This window comes from Nocardia abscessus (assembly GCF_015477775.1).
In the GTDB taxonomy this organism is placed as follows: Bacteria; Actinomycetota; Actinomycetes; order Mycobacteriales; family Mycobacteriaceae; genus Nocardia; species Nocardia abscessus_A.
Genome location: NZ_JADLQO010000008.1, coordinates 48971 through 66840, shown reverse-complemented (window position 1 = coordinate 66840; position 17870 = coordinate 48971). Strand labels below are relative to the sequence as shown.

The 17870-nt window shown below is 69.0% G+C and carries 14 protein-coding genes; 5 read left to right on the top strand and 9 right to left on the bottom strand.

Annotation, left to right across the window (positions count from 1 at the left end; genetic code table 11):
- Window positions 1-30: 30 nt before the first annotated feature.
- The 7 genes from IU450_RS20900 to IU450_RS20870 all read right to left on the bottom strand — a co-directional run bounded on the left by IU450_RS20900 (window position 31) and on the right by IU450_RS20870 (window position 6409).
- On the bottom strand, window positions 31-297 hold the full coding sequence (locus IU450_RS20900; RefSeq protein ID WP_195151439.1) for a ribosomal protein bL12: 267 nt from the start codon (window positions 295-297) through the stop codon (window positions 31-33).
- 28 nt (window positions 298-325) lie between these two features.
- Window positions 326-736 carry an STAS domain-containing protein gene (locus IU450_RS20895; protein ID WP_195151438.1) on the bottom strand — a complete coding sequence of 137 codons (411 nt, stop codon included), beginning with the start codon at window positions 734-736 and terminating at the stop codon, window positions 326-328.
- 147 nt (window positions 737-883) lie between these two features.
- The gene (gene clpX, locus IU450_RS20890; protein WP_043688668.1) at window positions 884-2164 is read right to left on the bottom strand and encodes an ATP-dependent Clp protease ATP-binding subunit ClpX; all 1281 of its coding nucleotides are present in this window, start codon (window positions 2162-2164) and stop codon (window positions 884-886) included.
- Window positions 2165-2624: 460 nt separating this feature from the next.
- Window positions 2625-3293 carry an ATP-dependent Clp protease proteolytic subunit gene (locus tag IU450_RS20885; protein WP_043721507.1) on the bottom strand — a complete coding sequence of 223 codons (669 nt, stop codon included), beginning with the start codon at window positions 3291-3293 and terminating at the stop codon, window positions 2625-2627.
- Window positions 3294-3366: 73 nt separating this feature from the next.
- Window positions 3367-3954, bottom strand: coding sequence for an ATP-dependent Clp protease proteolytic subunit (locus tag IU450_RS20880; RefSeq protein WP_228819805.1), 588 nt, complete (start codon window positions 3952-3954; stop codon window positions 3367-3369).
- 236 nt (window positions 3955-4190) lie between these two features.
- Complete coding sequence (gene tig, locus IU450_RS20875) at window positions 4191-5567, bottom strand: trigger factor (RefSeq protein WP_416382889.1); 1377 nt, start codon at window positions 5565-5567, stop codon at window positions 4191-4193.
- Window positions 5568-5827: 260 nt separating this feature from the next.
- Window positions 5828-6409: an FKBP-type peptidyl-prolyl cis-trans isomerase gene (locus tag IU450_RS20870; protein ID WP_195151436.1), complete on the bottom strand. Its 582-nt coding sequence runs from the start codon at window positions 6407-6409 to the stop codon at window positions 5828-5830.
- 221 nt (window positions 6410-6630) lie between these two features.
- Here IU450_RS20870 and IU450_RS20865 point away from each other — a divergent pair, with 221 nt between their 5' ends.
- The 5 genes from IU450_RS20865 (at window position 6631) to IU450_RS20845 (ending at window position 12584) form a co-directional block, all read left to right on the top strand.
- On the top strand, window positions 6631-9099 hold the full coding sequence (locus IU450_RS20865) for a phosphoketolase (RefSeq protein WP_195151435.1): 2469 nt from the start codon (window positions 6631-6633) through the stop codon (window positions 9097-9099).
- 67 nt (window positions 9100-9166) lie between these two features.
- Window positions 9167-9787 carry a TetR/AcrR family transcriptional regulator gene (locus IU450_RS20860; RefSeq protein WP_195151434.1) on the top strand — a complete coding sequence of 207 codons (621 nt, stop codon included), beginning with the start codon at window positions 9167-9169 and terminating at the stop codon, window positions 9785-9787.
- 179 nt (window positions 9788-9966) lie between these two features.
- Complete coding sequence (locus IU450_RS20855; RefSeq protein WP_195151433.1) at window positions 9967-10716, top strand: DUF6008 family protein; 750 nt, start codon at window positions 9967-9969, stop codon at window positions 10714-10716.
- Window positions 10717-11520: 804 nt separating this feature from the next.
- The gene (locus IU450_RS20850) at window positions 11521-11895 is read left to right on the top strand and encodes a hypothetical protein (protein WP_195151432.1); all 375 of its coding nucleotides are present in this window, start codon (window positions 11521-11523) and stop codon (window positions 11893-11895) included.
- A 146-nt stretch (window positions 11896-12041) separates the two neighbouring features.
- Window positions 12042-12584 (top strand): hypothetical protein, encoded by a 543-nt coding sequence (locus tag IU450_RS20845; RefSeq protein WP_195151431.1) that lies wholly within the window; start codon window positions 12042-12044, stop codon window positions 12582-12584.
- Window positions 12585-12624: 40 nt separating this feature from the next.
- On the opposite strand, the gene IU450_RS20840 is transcribed toward IU450_RS20845, so the two are convergent.
- Together IU450_RS20840 and IU450_RS20835 are read right to left on the bottom strand one after the other, a co-directional pair.
- Window positions 12625-15174, bottom strand: a complete 2550-nt coding sequence (locus IU450_RS20840) for an ATP-binding protein (RefSeq protein ID WP_195151430.1) — start codon at window positions 15172-15174, stop codon at window positions 12625-12627.
- 111 nt (window positions 15175-15285) lie between these two features.
- Window positions 15286-17814 carry an ATP-binding protein gene (locus IU450_RS20835; RefSeq protein WP_195151429.1) on the bottom strand — a complete coding sequence of 843 codons (2529 nt, stop codon included), beginning with the start codon at window positions 17812-17814 and terminating at the stop codon, window positions 15286-15288.
- Window positions 17815-17870 lie beyond the last annotated feature (56 nt).

The window sequence follows — 17870 nt, the reverse complement described above, 5'->3', positions numbered from 1 at the left end:
CGCGCAGCGACGCGACGAAGTCCCGGACACTCAGTACGGGTATCGCCGTTCGACCGCGTCCTTGGCCTCCTTCAACCCGCACCCGGTGAGCTCGCGATACCGCTTGATCGCGTGAATCTTCTTGCCCTGCAACAGTAGTGCGTCGATCTCCGCCATGCCGTCGCCGCGCGGAACCGACGGCACGGCGCGCACCGGCGCGACCTGCGCCGGCGCCTCGATGCCCAGATGGGTCATGATCAGATCGAGTTTGACGTGCAACGCGTCGACCTTGCGCTCCAAGCGCCGGTTGGCAAACATGAACCGATCGTAACGACCGGCGCGCGGTTCAGGCGGCGGCGAGCACGGCGTCGGCGAGGCTGGGCATGACCTCGAAGCGTGCGCGATCACCCGCCAGCTGCAACAGCCGGTCCACGCACCGCGGACCGGTGACCAGACGCAGCCTACGACCGTCCTGCTCCAGTACGGAGCGTGCGTCGATCAGCACATGCAGCCCGGCGACGCCGAAGAACGTGACTTTGGACAGATCGACGACCACCACCTGCGCCGCCGCGCCCAGCGAACCGATCAGCCTGCGGCGGAACACCTCGACGGTGAAATGGTCGACCTCGCCCGCGAGCGCACACAGCGTGACCTGGTCGCTCGGGGCGGTAACGGAGATCTTGAGCCGCTCGGCCGGGTGATCGGCGTTGCGAACGGCGGGGAGAACGTACGTGGGATTGGCCAAGCCTGTCGACATGAGGACCTCGGTCCTGACGCCCGCAGCAATCTCGTACAGGTGCTCACGGGAATGATGCGCCCCGGACGAAACCCACGCCGGAACTAGGCTGTTTGCTCAACCCTCACGAAGAGATACCCCCGCGAGAGCGCCGCCACACCCGAACAACTACGCGGACTTCTCCCGGCGCTCCGCCCGCTGCGCCTTGCGCGGCACGATGGTGGGCAGGACGTTGTCGTTGACGGTGTCCGCGTTGACGACCACCTTGGCGACATCGTCGCGGCTGGGGATGTCGTACATGGCGGGCTGCAGGACTTCTTCCATGATCGCCCGCAGGCCGCGCGCGCCGGTGCCGCGCAGGATCGCCTGGTCGGCGACGGCCTCCAGCGCGTCGTCGGTGAACTCGAGGTCGACCCCGTCCATCTCGAACAACCGGACGTACTGCTTGACCAGCGCGTTCTTCGGCTCGGAGAGGATCTTGACCAGCGATTCCTTGTCCAGGTTGGTTACCGAGGCGACCACGGGCAGACGGCCGATGAACTCGGGGATCAGGCCGAACTTGATCAGGTCCTCCGGCATGACGTCCGCGAAGTGATCGGTGGTGTCGATCTCGGCCTTGGACCGCACCTCGGCGCCGAATCCGATGCCGCGATGACCGGTACGGTCGGAGATGATCTTCTCCAGGCCCGCGAAGGCGCCAGCCACGATGAACAGCACGTTGGTCGTGTCGATCTGGATGAACTCCTGGTGCGGGTGCTTACGACCGCCCTGCGGCGGCACACTCGCCTGGGTGCCCTCCAGGATCTTCAGCAGCGCCTGCTGCACACCCTCGCCGGAGACGTCCCGGGTGATCGACGGGTTCTCGCTCTTGCGGGCGATCTTGTCGACCTCGTCGATGTAGATGATGCCGGTCTCGGCGCGCTTGACGTCGTAGTCGGCGGCCTGGATCAGCTTCAGCAAGATGTTCTCGACATCCTCGCCGACATATCCGGCCTCGGTGAGCGCGGTGGCGTCGGCGATGGCGAACGGAACGTTCAGCATCTTCGCCAACGTCTGGGCGAGATAGGTCTTGCCACAGCCGGTGGGGCCCAGCATCAGGATGTTGGACTTGGCCAGCTCGACGGTCTCGCCGCGGCTGTCGCGACCCTTGTCGCCGGCCTGGATGCGCTTGTAATGGTTGTATACGGCCACCGCGAGAGTGCGCTTGGCGGTGTCCTGCCCGATGACGTAGTTCTCCAGGAAGTCCCGGATCTCGGCGGGCTTGGGCAGCTCATCGAGCTTGACCTCGCTCGATTCGGCGAGTTCCTCCTCGATGATCTCGTTGCAGAGATCGATGCACTCGTCGCAGATGTACACCCCTGGTCCCGCAATGAGCTTCTTGACCTGCTTCTGGCTCTTTCCGCAGAACGAGCACTTCAGCAGATCGCCGCCATCTCCGATGCGCGCCATCTCGTGGGTCCCTACTTCCTTGTCCGCGTGCAACCGTCCGTCCAGGTTGCCAGCTGTCCACCACTTTCGCAGCCGCAAACGCATCGGCTGAATCCGGACCGGTGGGCAGTGCTGTCAACCGGGAGCAAAGGTCCCTAGGTCGACCGTACCCGGTGTTCGGGATGGAGGTCGACAACTCGCGCATGTTTCTCGCGCGGGTTGTGCGTGTTGTCACGACGCCGAAAGGCGATCCGCCCGCTGGACCGGCGACCGAGACCTCCCGACCGCCCAGCGCGCCATCGCGGGGTTCGAACAAATTCTCGAACCTCGGCGGCACGTGAGCGGTCCGGCCGGGCAGCATACCGCTTGGCATACTTCCCGGCCGGAATTCCCTGTTGCGAAGCAATTTACGAGCGAACCGCCGCCGGGATCGGCAATTCGCCCAGTCGTCCCGGCCCGGCCGGAAACGACTATTCGCGACTTATTTCTGCGCGCTGAGCTTGCGATAGTCGAACACCGTGTCGATGATCCCGTACTCCTTGGCCTCTTCGGCCGTCAGGATCTTGTCGCGATCGGTGTCCTTGCGGATGGTGTCGGCGTCCTTGCCGGTGTGCCGCGCCAGCGTGGTCTCCATCAGGCGACGCATGCGCTCGATCTCGGCGGCCTGGATCTCCAGGTCCGACACCTGACCCTGGATGCCACCCTCCAGCGACGGCTGGTGGATCAGGACGCGCGCGTTGGGCAGGCAGGCCCGCTTGCCGGGGGTGCCCGCGGCCAGCAGCACGGCCGCGGCCGAGGCGGCCTGGCCCAGGCAGACGGTGGCGACGTCGGCGCGCACGTACTGCATGGTGTCGTAGATGGCCATCAGCGAGGTGAACGAGCCACCCGGCGAGTTGATGTACATGGTGATGTCGCGGTCGGGGTCCAGCGACTCCAGTACCAGCAGCTGCGCCATGATGTCGTTCGCCGAGGCGTCGTCCACCTGCACGCCGAGGAAGATGATGCGCTCCTCGAACAGCTTGTTGTACGGGTTGGACTCCTTGACGCCGAAGCTCGAGTGCTCGATGAACGACGGCAGGATATAGCGCGCCTGCGGGCTCTGCGGTGCGATGCCGGACAGGCCGGCGCGCGGGTCGATCGAATTGGCCATCTTCGTCTCCAAAGTCGGTGCGGCGGCCGGACGTTCGAGGTGTCCGGGGGCCTGTGGGTGGTCCGGTGCGGCGTTACTTCTTGGCGCCGTTGGCCTGGTTCGCGTGGCTGATCACGTGGTCGATGAAGCCGTATTCCAGGGCTTCGGACGCGGTGAACCAGCGATCGCGGTCGGCGTCGGCGGTGACCTGCTCGACCGACTTGCCGGTGTGCAGCGCCTGCAGCTCGTTCAGCTCCCGCTTCGTGTGCGCGAACTGCTCCGCCATGATCGCGATGTCGGCCGCCGAGCCGCCGATCCCCGCGGAAGGCTGGTGCATCATGATGCGCGCGTGCGGCAGCGCGTAGCGCTTGCCCTTCGTGCCCGCGGTGAGCAGGAACTGCCCCATCGACGCGGCCAGGCCCATGCCGTAGGTGGCGATGTCGCACTCGGCGAACTGCATCGTGTCGTAGATGGCCATGCCCGCGGTCACCGAGCCGCCCGGCGAGTTGATGTAGAGCGAGATGTCCCTGGTGGGATCCTCCGCCGAGAGCAACAGGAGCTGCGCGCACAGTTTGTTCGCGATATCGTCGTCGACCTGCGTGCCGAGGAAGATGATGCGCTCACGCAGCAGGCGCTCGTACACCGAATCACTGAGGTTGAGACCAGCAGTCGCGGTTGTCATGACCCCTGCCTGGTTGATTGTCACGGATACCTGCCTTCTCTCGCCGGCTCGTTGCGGATTGCCACATAGCCATCACTGGTTGGATATGCCGCACCCGATCGGACTGGGCGTATCCAACTTGCCGTCACAAACATTAACGAAGCAGGGCGGCACCGAACTCCCGGTACCGCCCTTTCTTCGCTCACAGCGCAATCAGCGCACCTCACGGGCGTCGATCACGCCGACATTCCATGGAATTATTCGGCGTCCGCCGCGGCGGTCTCGCCGGCGTTGTCCTCGTCCGCGGAATCGGTGGGCGCGCCGAACATTTCGGCGGTGTCCACCGGGTTGCCCGCGGAGTCGGTGACGGTCACCTTGCCGACCACGCCCGCCAGCGCCTTGCCGCGGCGCACGTCCGCGAACACCGCGCCGAGCTGGCCGGCCTGCTGCACCTGCTGGATGAACTGTTCCGGCGACATGCCGTAGCGCTGCGACTGGAACAGGATCCGCTCGGTGAGCTCCTCCTGGCCGACCTGGGTGCCCTCCGCCTCGGCGATCGCGTCCAGCAGCAACTGGGTCTTCACCGACTTCTCGGCGGCCTCCTTGGTGTCGGCGTCGAACTCCTCGCGGGTGCTGCCCTGCGACTCGAGCGCCTCGGCGAACTTGGCCTCGTCGTGATCGAAGCCGTGCACCGCGTCGTGGGTCACGGCGTCGATCTCGGCCTGCACCACGGCCTCGGGCAGCGGTACCTCGACCTGCTCGAGCAAGGTCTCCAGCACCTTGTCGCGGATCTCGCCCGCCTGCTGCACCTTCTTGACCCGCTCGACGCGGCTGCGCAGGTCGGCCTTCAGCTCCTCGAGGGTGTCGAATTCGCTGGCCAGCTGGGCGAACTCGTCGTCGGCCTCGGGCAGCTCACGCTCCTTGACGGTCTGCACGGTGACGGTGATGACCGCCTCCTTGCCCGCGTGCTCGCCCGCGACCAGCTTCGAGGTGAACTCCTTCGACTCGCCCGCCGACAATCCGACCAGCGCCTCGTCCAGGCCCTCGATGAGCTGACCGGAGCCGACCTCGTGGGACAGGCCGGTGGTGGCGGCCTCGGCCACCTCCTCGCCGTCCACGGTCGCGGAGAGGTCGATGGAGACGAAGTCGCCGTCCTGCACCGGACGCTCGACGCCGGCCAGGGTGCCGAAGCGCTGGCGCAGCGACTGCAACTGCTCCTCGATGTCCTCGTCGCCGACGGTGAACGAGTCGACGGTGACCGCGATGCTCTCGTAGTCCGGCAGGGCGATCTCCGGACGCACGTCGACCTCGGCGGTGAAGGCGAGCTCCTGGCCGTCCTCGATCTTGGTGATCTCGATCTCGGGCTGCCCGATGACCTTCACCTCGGAGGTGGTGACGGCCTCGCTGTAGCGACCGGGCAGGGCGTCGTTGACGACCTGCTCCAGGATCGCGCCACGGCCGAGGCGGGCCTCGAGCAGCTTCGCGGGCGCCTTGCCGGGACGGAAACCGGGGATGCGGACCTGCTTGGCCAGCGCCTTGTACGCACGGTCGAAATCGGGCTTCAGCTCATCGAAGGGCACCTCGACATTGATCCGGACCCGGGTCGGGCTCAGCTGCTCGACGGTGCTCTTCACGGACATGCTCCTTGTTCGTTGTTCGTACTGGTTGACGTTCGGTGTGCGGCGCGCCACCCCGCACTCCGGGGTCGGAATGGCGGACGAGGCGGCCCTACGCTGGCTGCCGCGCTCCCCCACCGGCGCCGATCCGAACCGGAGTCCCGGCCTCGGCCGAGACGACGAGGGGTGCGGCGTACGCCACGCATCCCGACCAGGTTAGTTGACCGGTCGAGCGGGCCTGCATCCGGCGGTGGCTCGGCGGGCCGCGCGGGCCGGGGCTACTTCCCCACCGAGACCGCGTCGGTGACGAAGACCAGCGTCTCGTACGGCGCGATGCCGCGCCCGCCCGCGCCGTAGCCCAGCTCGGGCGGCACGATCAACAGCCTGCGCGAGCCTTCCCGGACGCCGACGAGCCCCTGGTCCCAGCCGTCGATGACCTGGCCCGCGCCGAGGGTGAGCTGGAACGGCTTGCCGCGATTGAACGAGCTGTCCAGCGTCTTCTTGTCCGACCAGGTCACCAGCGCGTAGTTCATGGTCAGTGCCTGGCCTGCCGCGGCGCCGGGCCCGCCGCCCTCGAGCAGGTCCTTGACGATCAGTTGCTTCGGCGGGTCGCAGTCGTCCGGAATGGTGACGGTCGGCGCGGCGCCGAAGTCGCCGGTGACGCGGATGTCGTCGGCGGTGCACTCCCGGCCCTTGCTCGGGGTGGCCGGGCGCTGCGCGGCGGAAGGCCCCACCGCCGCGGTGGTGTTCGTCGGGGAGACGCTCGCCGCGGTCGGTTCGTCGTCCGAGCCGCAAGCCGCCAACGCGATGGTCGTCGCGGCGAGAGCGCCGATCCCGATGATCCTTCCCAGAATGTGCATGCCGCGGACCCTAGACCACGTGCGCACCGTCGGCTCGGCCGGGCGCGGGACCCTCCCGCGACGCGCGTGTGACGCGCCCGACGCGGCGAAGCTCGCTAGGCTGGCGGTGAATTCTCCATCCGGCGTTGCCGATTCCGATCGGCGACCGTGCACGACCCCGGGACAGTGGTCCCTCGAGGCGCCGCTGTCCCCGATGCCCCGAGTGTGAGGAGAGTCGGCGCATGACCCATACGGCAAGTGCAGGCGGCGATACTTCGGCCGACAACGTCGGCAGTACCGGTGGCCGTACCGTCGCCCCGCGTCCCTACCGGCTGGCGGACGTGCCGGGCCCACTGGCACGCGACGAGTTGACTTCGATCGACGCGTGGTGGCGCGCGGCCAACTATCTGGCCGTCGGCCAGATCTACCTGATGGCCAATGCGTTGCTGCGCGAACCGCTGCGACCCGAGCACATCAAGCCACGGCTGCTCGGACACTTCGGCACGGTGCCCGGTCTGAATCTGGTCTGGGCGCACGCCAATCGTGCGATCCGTCAGCGCGGTCTGAACGCCGTCTTCGTCGCGGGTCCCGGGCACGGCGGGCCCGGCCCGAACGCGTGCGCGTGGCTGGAGGGCACCTACTCCGAGTACTACAGCCACATCCCCCGGGACGCCGCGGGCATGGAGGCGCTGTTCCACCAGTTCTCCTTCCCCGGCGGGGTGCCGAGTCACTGCGCGCCGGAGACGCCCGGCTCCTTCCACGAGGGCGGCGAGCTCGGCTATTCGCTGCTGCACGCGTTCGGCGCCGCCTTGGACAACCCCGATCTCACCGTCTTCTGCGTGATCGGCGACGGCGAGGCGGAGACCGGACCGCTGGCTACGAGTTGGCATGCGAACAAGTTCCTCAACCCGGCCCGCGACGGCGCGGTGTTGCCGATCCTGGCGCTGAACGAGTACAAGATCGCCAACCCGACCATCCTGGCGCGCATCCCGGAAACGGAACTGCTCGCCCTGCTGCGCGGATACGGCTACGAGCCGATCATCGTCGCGGGCGACGACCCCGCGGCGGTCCACCAGGCGATGGCCGCGGCCGTGGACACGAGCATGGAGCGCATCGCCCGGATCCAGCGCGCCGCGCGCGGCGACGCCGACGGGGCGCCGACCACCTGGCCCATGATCGTGCTGCGCACGCCCAAGGGCTGGACTTGTCCGCCGACGGTGGACGGTGACCAGGTCGAGGGCACCTTCCGCGCACATCAGGTCCCGCTGCCCGGCGCCCGCGGCGACGCGGAACACCGCGCGGTGCTGGAGCAGTGGCTGCGGTCCTACCGCCCGGAGGAACTGTTCGACGAGAGCGGCGGACCGGTGCCGGAGCTGGTCGATCAGGTACCCCACGGCGATCAGCGGATGAGCGCCAATCCGGTGGCCAACGGCGGCACGCTGCTGCGCGACCTGCGCTTGCCGGACTGGCGCGATTTCGGCGTCGAGGTGACCGCGCCGGGCGCGACCCGGCACGAGGCCACCAGAGTGCTCGGTACCTGGTTGCGCGAGGTCACCAGGAACAATCCGGAAAACTTCCTCACCTTCGCGCCCGACGAACTGGCCAGCAACCGGCTCCAGGACATCCTCGACGTCACCGGCCGGAACTGGCAGGCCGAGATCGACGCCCGAGACGAGAAACTCGACCGCGCGGGCCGGGTGATCGAGGTGCTGTCCGAACACATGTGCCAGGGGCTGCTCGAGGGCTATCTGCTGACCGGCAGGCACGGCGTGTTCACCTGTTACGAAGCGTTCATCCACATCGTGGACGCCATGTTCAACCAGCACGCCAAATGGCTCGACGCCAGTGCGGCGGTGCCGTGGCGGCGCCCGATTCCCAGTCTGAATTATCTGCTGTCCTCCCACGTCTGGCGCCAGGACCACAACGGCTTCACCCATCAGGACCCCGGCTTCCTGGACGTGGTCATGAACAAGAAGGCCTCGATCGTGCGGGTGTACCTGCCGCCGGACGCCAACACCTTGCTGTCCACCTACGACCACTGCCTGCGGTCGCGGCACTACGTGAACGTGGTGGTCGCGGGCAAGCAGCCGCAGGCCGACTGGCTGTCGGTGACCGAAGCCGCCGAGCACTGCGCCCGCGGGATCGGCATCTGGCCGTGGGCCTGTCACCGGGACGAGGCGGGCAGCACGCCGGACGTGGTGCTCGCCTGTGCGGGCGACGTACCCACGTCGGAGACCCTGGCCGCGGCCGCGATCCTCCGCGAACGACTGCCCGACCTGCGCGTCCGGGTGATCAACGTGGTCGACCTGATGCGGTTGCAGCCGCGAAGCGAGCATCCGCACGGGCTGCCCGACAGCGAGTTCGACACGCTGTTCACCCGGGACCGGCCGGTGATCTTCGCTTTCCACGGCTACCCGTGGCTGGTCCACCGGCTGACCTATCGGCGCGCCAACCACGGCGGACTCCACGTGCGCGGCTACAAGGAGCGCGGCACCACGACCACTCCGTTCGACATGGTGATGCTCAACGACCTGGACCGCTACCACTTGGTGATGGACGTGATCGATCGCGTGCCGAGCCTGCGCGAGCGGGCCGCGGGGCTGCGGCAGGAGATGGTCGACGCGCGGTGGACGGCACGCGCGTGGACCAGGGAACACGGCGAGGACATCCCGGAGGTCGCGGACTGGAGCTGGCCCTACCAGGGTGCCTGAGCCCGCGCCGGAATTCACAGCTACCCTCGGCGGGCCCGAAACCGTGCTGGAATGTACGATCGACCGTATGGAAGGTGGTCGGCAAACCTCCGAGATCACCGACAAGCGGCTGCTGCGCGGTGCGCGAACTCGCGCCACCGTGCTGCGGCAAGCGGTCGACATCGCCTCGCTGGACGGGTTGGAGGGCCTCAGCTTCGGCCGACTGGCCGCGGACACCGGGTTGAGCAAGGCGGGGATCCAGACTCTCTTCCGCACGAAGGAAGCGCTGCAACTGGCCGCTGTCGACCACGCGCGCGACCGGTTCGTGGCGGCCGTGGTGGAACCGGCCCGGTCCGAACCGCACGGGGTGGCGCGGCTGCGCGCCCTGATCGAGCACTGGATGGTCTACGCCGAGACGCCGCTGTTCGCGGGTGGATGCTTCCGTGTCGCGACCATGGCCGAGTACGACAGCAAGCCGGGGCCGGTCCACGATGCCCTGTTCCGGGATCAGCGCGACTGGGTGCGACTGCTGGCGCGAGAGTTGCGCACGGCGGCGACCGCGGGCGAGATCGCCGAGCTGGATGCCGATCTGGCCGCGTTCCAGATCGACGCGGTGCTCTGCGCGACCAATACCGCTCTGCGACTCGGCGATCCGGAGGCCGCCGACCGCGCCCGCCGCATCGTGGAGGGGTTCCTCGCGCCGGCGTGAGCACCTCTCATACGCGTCGAGTACGACGCGCACCGAATCGTGAGAAGCCCAGGATATTCGGAACCTTCGGACAAATTCCCCTCTCACCTTGTATCTTGCGGACAACGCGTGCAACGCGTTTCCGTAGCAACTCCCCATCCGTCGCCGTTGCCGGAGGGCGCGCAGAAGGGCGGTTCCCCATGAACCATGCAGCCGAAGCAACCGGGTTGGAAATCCTAGGCGCGATCCTGATGGTGGCCTGGATGGTCGTCATGTGGGCCGCCGTCGGAGTCCTGGTCTTCGCCTTGCGTAGACCGTTGCGGCCGTGGATGTTCCGCACCGCGCTCGGTGTGATCGCGCTGGGCGTGATCGCCCAGGTCGGCCACTTCCAGGAGCACGTCGCACAGGTCGGGTACTGGATCCAGCACCCGAACTCACCGGCGTGGATGACCCCGTGGGGCACCGGCTTGGCCAACGGTTTCGCTCAGGTCAACCACATGAAGCCCGCGCTGGGTATGGAACTTCTGCACCTGGTGGGCAACTTCCACTTCCTCGCCGGACTGGTCGGCATCGCCCTGGTCACCCATCACGCCTTGGAGAGCAAGGCACGCAAGTGGGGCCGGATGGGCGTGCTGATGCAGGGCATCCACGGACTCGAACATCTCGCGCTGACGCTGACGGTCGCGTTCGGCACCAAGGCGATCGGCCTGTCGACCATCTTCGGCCTGCTCGACCCCGGAGCAGGCGCGGCGACCTACCGCATCTGGTGGCACTTCCTGGCCAACGTGATCGGCACGACCATCTTCGCCGCCGCGCTGTACTACCTGTGGCGCGAGCGCGCGGTGATCGAGGCCCCGTTCCGCGACCCCGCGGCCGCGAAGCCGAGTCGCGCGACCGCGGCGGCCAAGGACCCGGTGGCTCCCGCCTATGCGGCGGTCACCGAAGCCTGATCGACCCATCCCGCACGCCCGCCACGCGGTAAAGGCGTGCGGGCGTTCCGACAACGACATCAGCCGTTACGGCCAGAACCGTAGCGGTGATCCAAGAAGAGGGCGTCCGCCATCCGGCGGGCGCCCTTTTCGCGTACAAGCACCCCGGTCGGCCTCGCCCCTCAGTGGCATCCGCGTGCCCGAAAAGTCTTCGCCCGAAAAGTTTTCTACACCCCGCAGGCGGTGAGTCGCGAACGTCGCCGCTGGTCAGGACGTCGACTCCACGACGGAAGACCATCGATTGTTCCCAGAGGTGAGAAAGCGCTCGACAAGATATCGACCCGTCGATTAATGTGACGTTATCCAACGGCACGATAGATAGGGACTCGCCGATCGGACCACACCGGACCGATCCCCGATCCCGAGGTGGCGAGATGAACGGACGCGAACGATGACCGGCATCACGCCGCACCAGCGACGGACACAGACCTGGCTCGTCCGCCCGCTGATCGTGAGCGCGATTGCGGCCACGCCGGACACCCCGGCGCCGACCGAAGCGCTGGCCGGGCCCGACGCGAGCGTCGCGGCACCGCGCCCCGCAGACCCGGGCCGCCACGGATACGACAGGCCGGGCTCCTCCCATCCCGACGACCGGGACCGAGCCGAACGACACCGCCCCGCGGACGACACCCCCGCGACGGATGCCGCCCCGATCCCTCCACCGCCCCCACCTTGCGCGGCAACTCCGACCACCGACGTTCGCCGCACCGCCGCCTCGCGAACCGTGCCGCCGCGCACAGCGCGAATTCCGAACGGAGACTTACGATGACCGCCAAGACCACCCCCCACGTCGCTCGGCGACTGCTCACCTGTGCCGCGATCGTCGGCGTGCTCACCGCGGGCGCCGCGGGGATCGCGGGTGCGGAGTCGCACTCGGGTCCCTCGAACCCGCGCAACGGCACCGGCGACACCAGCGGCTGGCGGCACATCGACCCCATGGGTTACCACCACCGCAACAACGATCGGCTGGACGCCGAGGAGGCCGACCAGGCCATCCGCGACTACCGCCAGCGGCAGAGCCAGGCCGCGCCGGGCACCACCGCGAACGACAACCCCAACGGTTCGAGCTGGTCGCGCGTGGCCCGCCCGGACGGCAGCGGCTACACCGTCTGCCGCCCGCAGGCCAGCTGGTGCCAGTAACCACAGGCCCAGCACGCTCCCTCGCACCCGAAACCTTCCGTGACGTCCTTCTGGACTGACCGTACCGCTACCTATTGGCACATTACTTGAAGTATCACCATCTCGGAAATCCACTCCGGCCGGGATAGCACGAAAGAAGAACACTCATGATCAAGATCAACGGGCTTCGCCGGACGACTGCGTGTAACAAGCGCGGCGGCACGGCACGGACGCTCACCCTGCTGGCGGCGGCAGCGGTGGCGGCGGGCGGCCTGAGCCTCGGCGCGGGCACCGCCGAGGCTCAGGGCGCTGCCTGCCTCTGGGCCGGTGGCGCCTACGGCCAGGGCACCACGGTCGTCGCGGGAGGCTGGACCTTCGCCTGCGGAACCGACGGAATCGGCGCTCCCTACTGGCACCGCGGACACGCCGTGCGGCAGGCCAGCACCGTGCCCAACCCGGGCGCGTACGCCCACCCCGCGGGCCTGTTCAGCCCCGGCGCACGCCAGTACGGCACGGAATACAACGACTACTGCGTCGGAAGCCAGCTCATCGAAGGCTCCGAGGACGTCTACCAGGTGGTCTCGGACGGACGCGGGTCCGTGTGGTGGAAAGCCGCGGGATCGATCGACCAGTGGGCCTTCGATCCCGGCACCGGGCCGGAGCGGTCCTGGCGGTCGTCGAGCTTGTGCTACGACGGCTCCCTGACCTGACCGATCCACCGCTCTCACACGCCCGTGACCGTCGCGACGGTCACGGGCGTGTTCGCGTTCGCGCCGGCCTTCGCTCGGACTCCAGCCGGATCCGCTCGCCTAGATGATCCGGTACGTGCCAGCTGATATCGGCCCTGGTGGCCGCGATCAGCTTCCGGCGCACGGACGCGACTTGGGCGTCGACCGTCCGGATCGAACTGCCCCTACGCGCGGCGATCGCGCTGTTGGCCCAGCCCGCCGCCGCCAGCACGGCGACCTCGCGTTCGGCGGGCGTCAATTCGCCCCAGCGCGAGGCCGTCGACCTGACCTGCGGCCGGGGGCTCGGCAACTGGTCGGCGGGCAACCTGCCCAGTAGCAGCAATTGCAGTTCGTCGCGTTCGGGACGCAGGCGGGCGCCGCGCTGGACCGCCGCCGCATGGGCTTCGGCGCCGATGACCGCGGTGACCGCCGCGACGGCCTGGGCAGTGCCGCGGGCCACCAGCGTCACGCGGTCGGCGACGATGCCCATCGAGCGGTGCAGTGTCGCGATTCCGCCTTGCAGAGTGGCGATCTCGGTGGCGGCTGCGCATGCTTCGGCGCTGTCGGTGTCACCCGCTTCGATCCGGCCGGTCAGCAGGTAGGTCAGCGCCATCATGCTGAAATGCGCCACCCAGCCGGCCGTCCAGGTGTCTCCGGTGGTCAGCAGGCGCTCCAGCGTGGACTGCCCGAGTCGCACCGCCTCCCGCGGATCGCCGTGCCGGGATACCGCGATCATCCAGGCCAGCTCCGCCCATGAGGTCGCCCAGCCCGCGTCGGAAGCGACGGCCCGGTCCAGATGCCTGCGCGCGGCCCCCAGCGCGACGTCCGCGGTGCCGAGGTTCGCGTAGGTGAGCGCCTCGAACAGCTCACTGCGCTGCTCTCCCGCCCGGTCACCCAAGTCGGCGAATTTCCGGCGCGCCCTGGCCAGCACGTCGACCGCGCGCAGGTCGAGGTGGATCAGCAGCAGTTCCAGACCCCAGGTGAACTCGACCGCGGCGGGCAGGCCGATGTCGGTCGCCGTCGTGTCGCGCCAGCCGCGGCGCAGGACCGGGTCGGTCAGGCACTCCGCGGCGCATTCGTCCAGTAGTTGCGCGGTGTAAGCGTGCCTGCCCTGCCAGATGGCGATCCATCCCACCAGCGCGGTCGCGTTGATCCGCAACCGGGTGGGCGGCAGCTCGACCTGCGCGGTGACTTCCAGAGCCTGTTCGGTCAGGCTGGTGATCGCGCGGTTGGATCCGGTGATGAACGGCACACGCAACGCCATCAGCGTCGCGGCCGTCTCCAGGCCGACCACGGCCTCCTCGGGATCGGCGAGACTTGTCTCCACGGCGATGAGGATGTTGTCCCATGCCGCCCGCGCCCACGCGATCCACTCCTGCTCGCGCGGGCCGTACCAGGTGGCCGGACCCGCGGCGACCCGGTCCCGGTAGTGCCGCCGATGCCGGGCGAGCAGGCGCGCCTGGTCCAGGTGGTCGCCGCGCGTGGACAGGCGGTCGCGCACGAACACCCGGACGCTCTCCAACAGGTAGTAGCGGACCGTGGCGGCGGTGATGTGGGCCGACAGCAGCGAGCGTTCGACCAGGCGCTCGAGCAGACCGCCGATCTCCTCCGCGGGCAGCGCCGCGTCCGCGCAGACCGCCACGATCGCATCGAGTTCGGCTCCGCCGGAAGGGGTTTCGTCATCGTCGGCATCGCAACCGGTGGCGAACACCGACAAGCGGTCCAGCAACAGTTGTTCGGGCGCGGTGCACAGACCGTAGGACCAGGCGATCACGTCGCGCACGCTGCGGTGCCGTTCCCCGACGCCGCCCCGGGCGCCGTGCGTCCACTGCAGGCGGCGATCGTCGAGGTCGCCGGAGAGCTCGCGCAACACGATCGCGGGCGGCCGGTGCAGCAGCCGCGCCGCGGCCAAGCGGATGAACAGCGGGTTGTTGTCGACGTGCCCGCAGATGCGCGTGGCGATGGCGAGCTGCCCAGGGTCCTCGGGAATCGGCCTGCCGGTGCGCTCGGCGCGCCGCCGGAACAGTTCGAGGGCGTGCACGCTGGACAGCGGCGGCACGGCCACCAGGTGCTCGTCGATCCAGCCGACCGGCTCCCGGCTGGTCGCGACGATGGTCAACCCGGGCACCGCCTGGAGCAGGCCGACGATGAGCGGGCCCACCCCGCCCAGCACGTGTTCGCAGTTGTCCAGCACCAGGATGGTCCGGTGGGTCTCGTCGTCGGTGGCTCCCTCGGCGAAGGTCGCCACCAAGCCGTCCCAGGCGGAGCGGCCCGCGATGCCGTTCTTCGCGACCGACAGCAGGACCTCCTCGGCCACCGCGCCGGTCTCCACGCCTGCCGCGAGCCGGGCCAGGCGTGTCCAGTAAACCGCGTGCCGTGCCGCGCCCCGATACCGCCGCACGGCTTCGACCGCCAGCGTCGTCTTGCCGATGCCGCCGGGCCCGACCAAGGTGATCAGCCGGGCGCTCGACGAATTCAGCAGGGCATCGATCTGCCGCAGTTCGGCATGCCTTCCCACGAACTCACCGGGCGCGGTAGGGCCGTTGCCGCCACCACTGTTCACCTCCGACATGCCGACACACCTACCGATCCGGAAAAACACCGCTCGGGCAGCCTAATGGGCACGGCCGGACTCGAGGGTTCGCAAGTACCGTGCTGGGCCTGGCGATGGTTGGGCAGCCGTCTACCGATCCCTGGTCACCCCTCGGCGGCGACGGCTGGGCCGCCGCTCGGATTCGTACCGGACCCGATCGGCGAGTTCGTCGGGAATGTGGCCCGCGATGTCGGCGCGGGAAGCGATCATGAGCTTCTGCCGGATGGCGGCGACCTGGGCGTCGACGGTCCGGACGGAGCTGCGCCGAGCGCCTGCGATGGCGCTGTTGGGCCAGCCCGCCGCCGCGAAGACCGCGACATCGCGCTCGGCCTCGGACAGATCGCTCCAGCGCGAGCCGGGCCGCCGCGACACCGGCCGGGAAGCGACCGGACGGTCCGGTCGCCGGGTGGCCGACGCCGGATCCGCGGCGGGACACCACAGCGCGTCCAGCTCGGGACGCAACCGCGTCCTGCGTTCGGCGGACGCGTAGGCCCGATCGCCGAGCACCGTACGGGAGACTTCGACGGCGCGGCGGATCTCGGCGGCGACCAGCGGAACCTGGTCGACGACGATGCCCATCGAACGCTGCCGTGTCTTGAAACTGCCCATCAGGTAAGCGATCTCCGTCGCGGCGTCGGCGGCCGCGGTGCGATCACCCCCCTCGGCCCGCTCGGCGACGACGACCTGAGCCAGCGCGACGATGTGCGCGCCCACCGCCCAGCTGGCCGTCCAGGTGTCCTGCTCCCAGCGGTGGCGGGTGAGGACGCCCTGGGTCAGGGTCAGCGCCTCGGCGGCGGACCCGTGCTTGGCCAGCGCCACCGCGCGCGCGATCTCGGCCCACGCTCTGGACAATGTCGATCCGGACGACACCGACCGCGCCAGGAATCGGGCGGTGTTCTCCAGCGCCTGCCGCCGGTCGCCGACGAGGGCGGAGCAGAACGCCACGAACACGTCGCTGCGCTCGGCGCCGATGCGATCGCCCTGCTCGGCGAATTTGCGCCGGGCCCGGGCGAGGACGGTGATGGCGCGCGGGTCGCCGCGCACGAGCATCAGCTCGAGTCCCCACATCCACTCCACCGGGGCGGGCAGCCCGAAATCGATGTCGGTGTAGCGCGGACCCGGGTCCGGCGGGAGGGTGGCTCGGTCCGCGAGCAGCTGCGGGATGTGATCGGTGCGGCCCTGCCACAACGAGATCCAGCCGAGCAGTGCGGTGGCCAGATCGGCGAGTTCGGACGGGCCGAGTCCGGCCGCCCTGGTGACTTCCAGGGCGCGTTCGGTCAAGCGGGTCAGCGCGCCCGCGCCGGACTTGACGTAGGGCACCTTCATCGAGAGCAGGACGGTGGCGGTCTCCAGCGCCACCACGGCCTCCGCCGGGTCGGCCAAGCCGGATTCGATGCCGAGCACGATGTCGTTCCAGGCCGACCGCGCCCACGCCAGCCAGGCCTGGTCCTGCGGGCCGAGCCAGATGGCCTGTCCGGCGACCACCTTGTCCCGGAAGTACCGGCGGTGCCGGGCGGCCAGGCGGTCGAACTCCGCGCGGTCACGACGGCGCAGCCGGTCGCGGGCGAACACCCGGACGCTTTCCACCAGATACCAGCTGACCGTGGTCGCGGTGAGATGCGCCGATAGCAGCGACTGTTCGGTGAGCCGCTCCAGCAGGTGTTCGATCTCACGCGCGGGCAGGGTGTCGTCGGCGCACACCGCGATCGCGGCATCGAGTTCGATGGCGCCGTGCAGCGACTCGTCGTCGGTCTCGTATCCGGCGGCGAAAACCGACAGCCGCTCCAGCAGCAGTTGCTCGGACGGGCTGCACAGCGCGAAAGACCAGGCGATCACGTCATAGACACCGCGGTGGCGCTGATCGGCGCCCGCGCGGGCCCCGTGTGTCCAGTGCAGGCGTTTGTCGTCGGCGTCGCCGGTGAGCTCGCGCAGCACCATGACCGGTGGCTGATGCCGCAGGCGTGCCGCGGCCAGCCGGATGAACAGCGGATTGTGGTCGACCCGGCGGCAGATCCGCGCGGCGACGGCGGTCTGCTCGCGCGCGTCCGGGATCGCCCGTCCGATGAGTTCGGCGCGCTGCCGGAACAACTCGAGCGACTGCCGCGGCGAGAGCGGGGGGACGGCAAGGATGTATTCGTCGACCCAGCCGATCGGTTCGCGGCTGGTGGCCAGGATGGTCAGCCCGGGTGCGGCCTCGAGCAACTCGGCGATCATCGCCGCGACCGCGCCGAGTAGGTGTTCGCAGTTGTCCAGCACCAGGACCGCTCGCTCGGCGGAACGGTCACCGCTGGTGAAGGTGCGCACCAGTGCGGCGCGGGTCGGTGGCGAACTCGGGTCGGTGCGCACGGCCGACTGCATCACGTCCTGCGCGGTGGCGGCACTGTCGGATTCCAGCGCGGCCAGCCGCGCCCAGTACACCGGCCTGCGCCTGGCCGGCGCGCCGCGGCGCAGCGCCTCGGCGGCTAATCGCGTCTTGCCGATCCCGCCCGGGCCGACCAGGGTGATCAGGCGGGCGTCGCCGTCCAGCAGCGCGCCCAGCCGGTCCAATTCGGTTTCCCGGCCGATGAATTCACTGGTGGATGCAGGCAGCACGTCGCCACGTGCCTGAACCAGGGACATAAAACGAAAGTTAGCCGACGACGCGGCAACGCGCTCGGCAATCAGAGGTTACATCG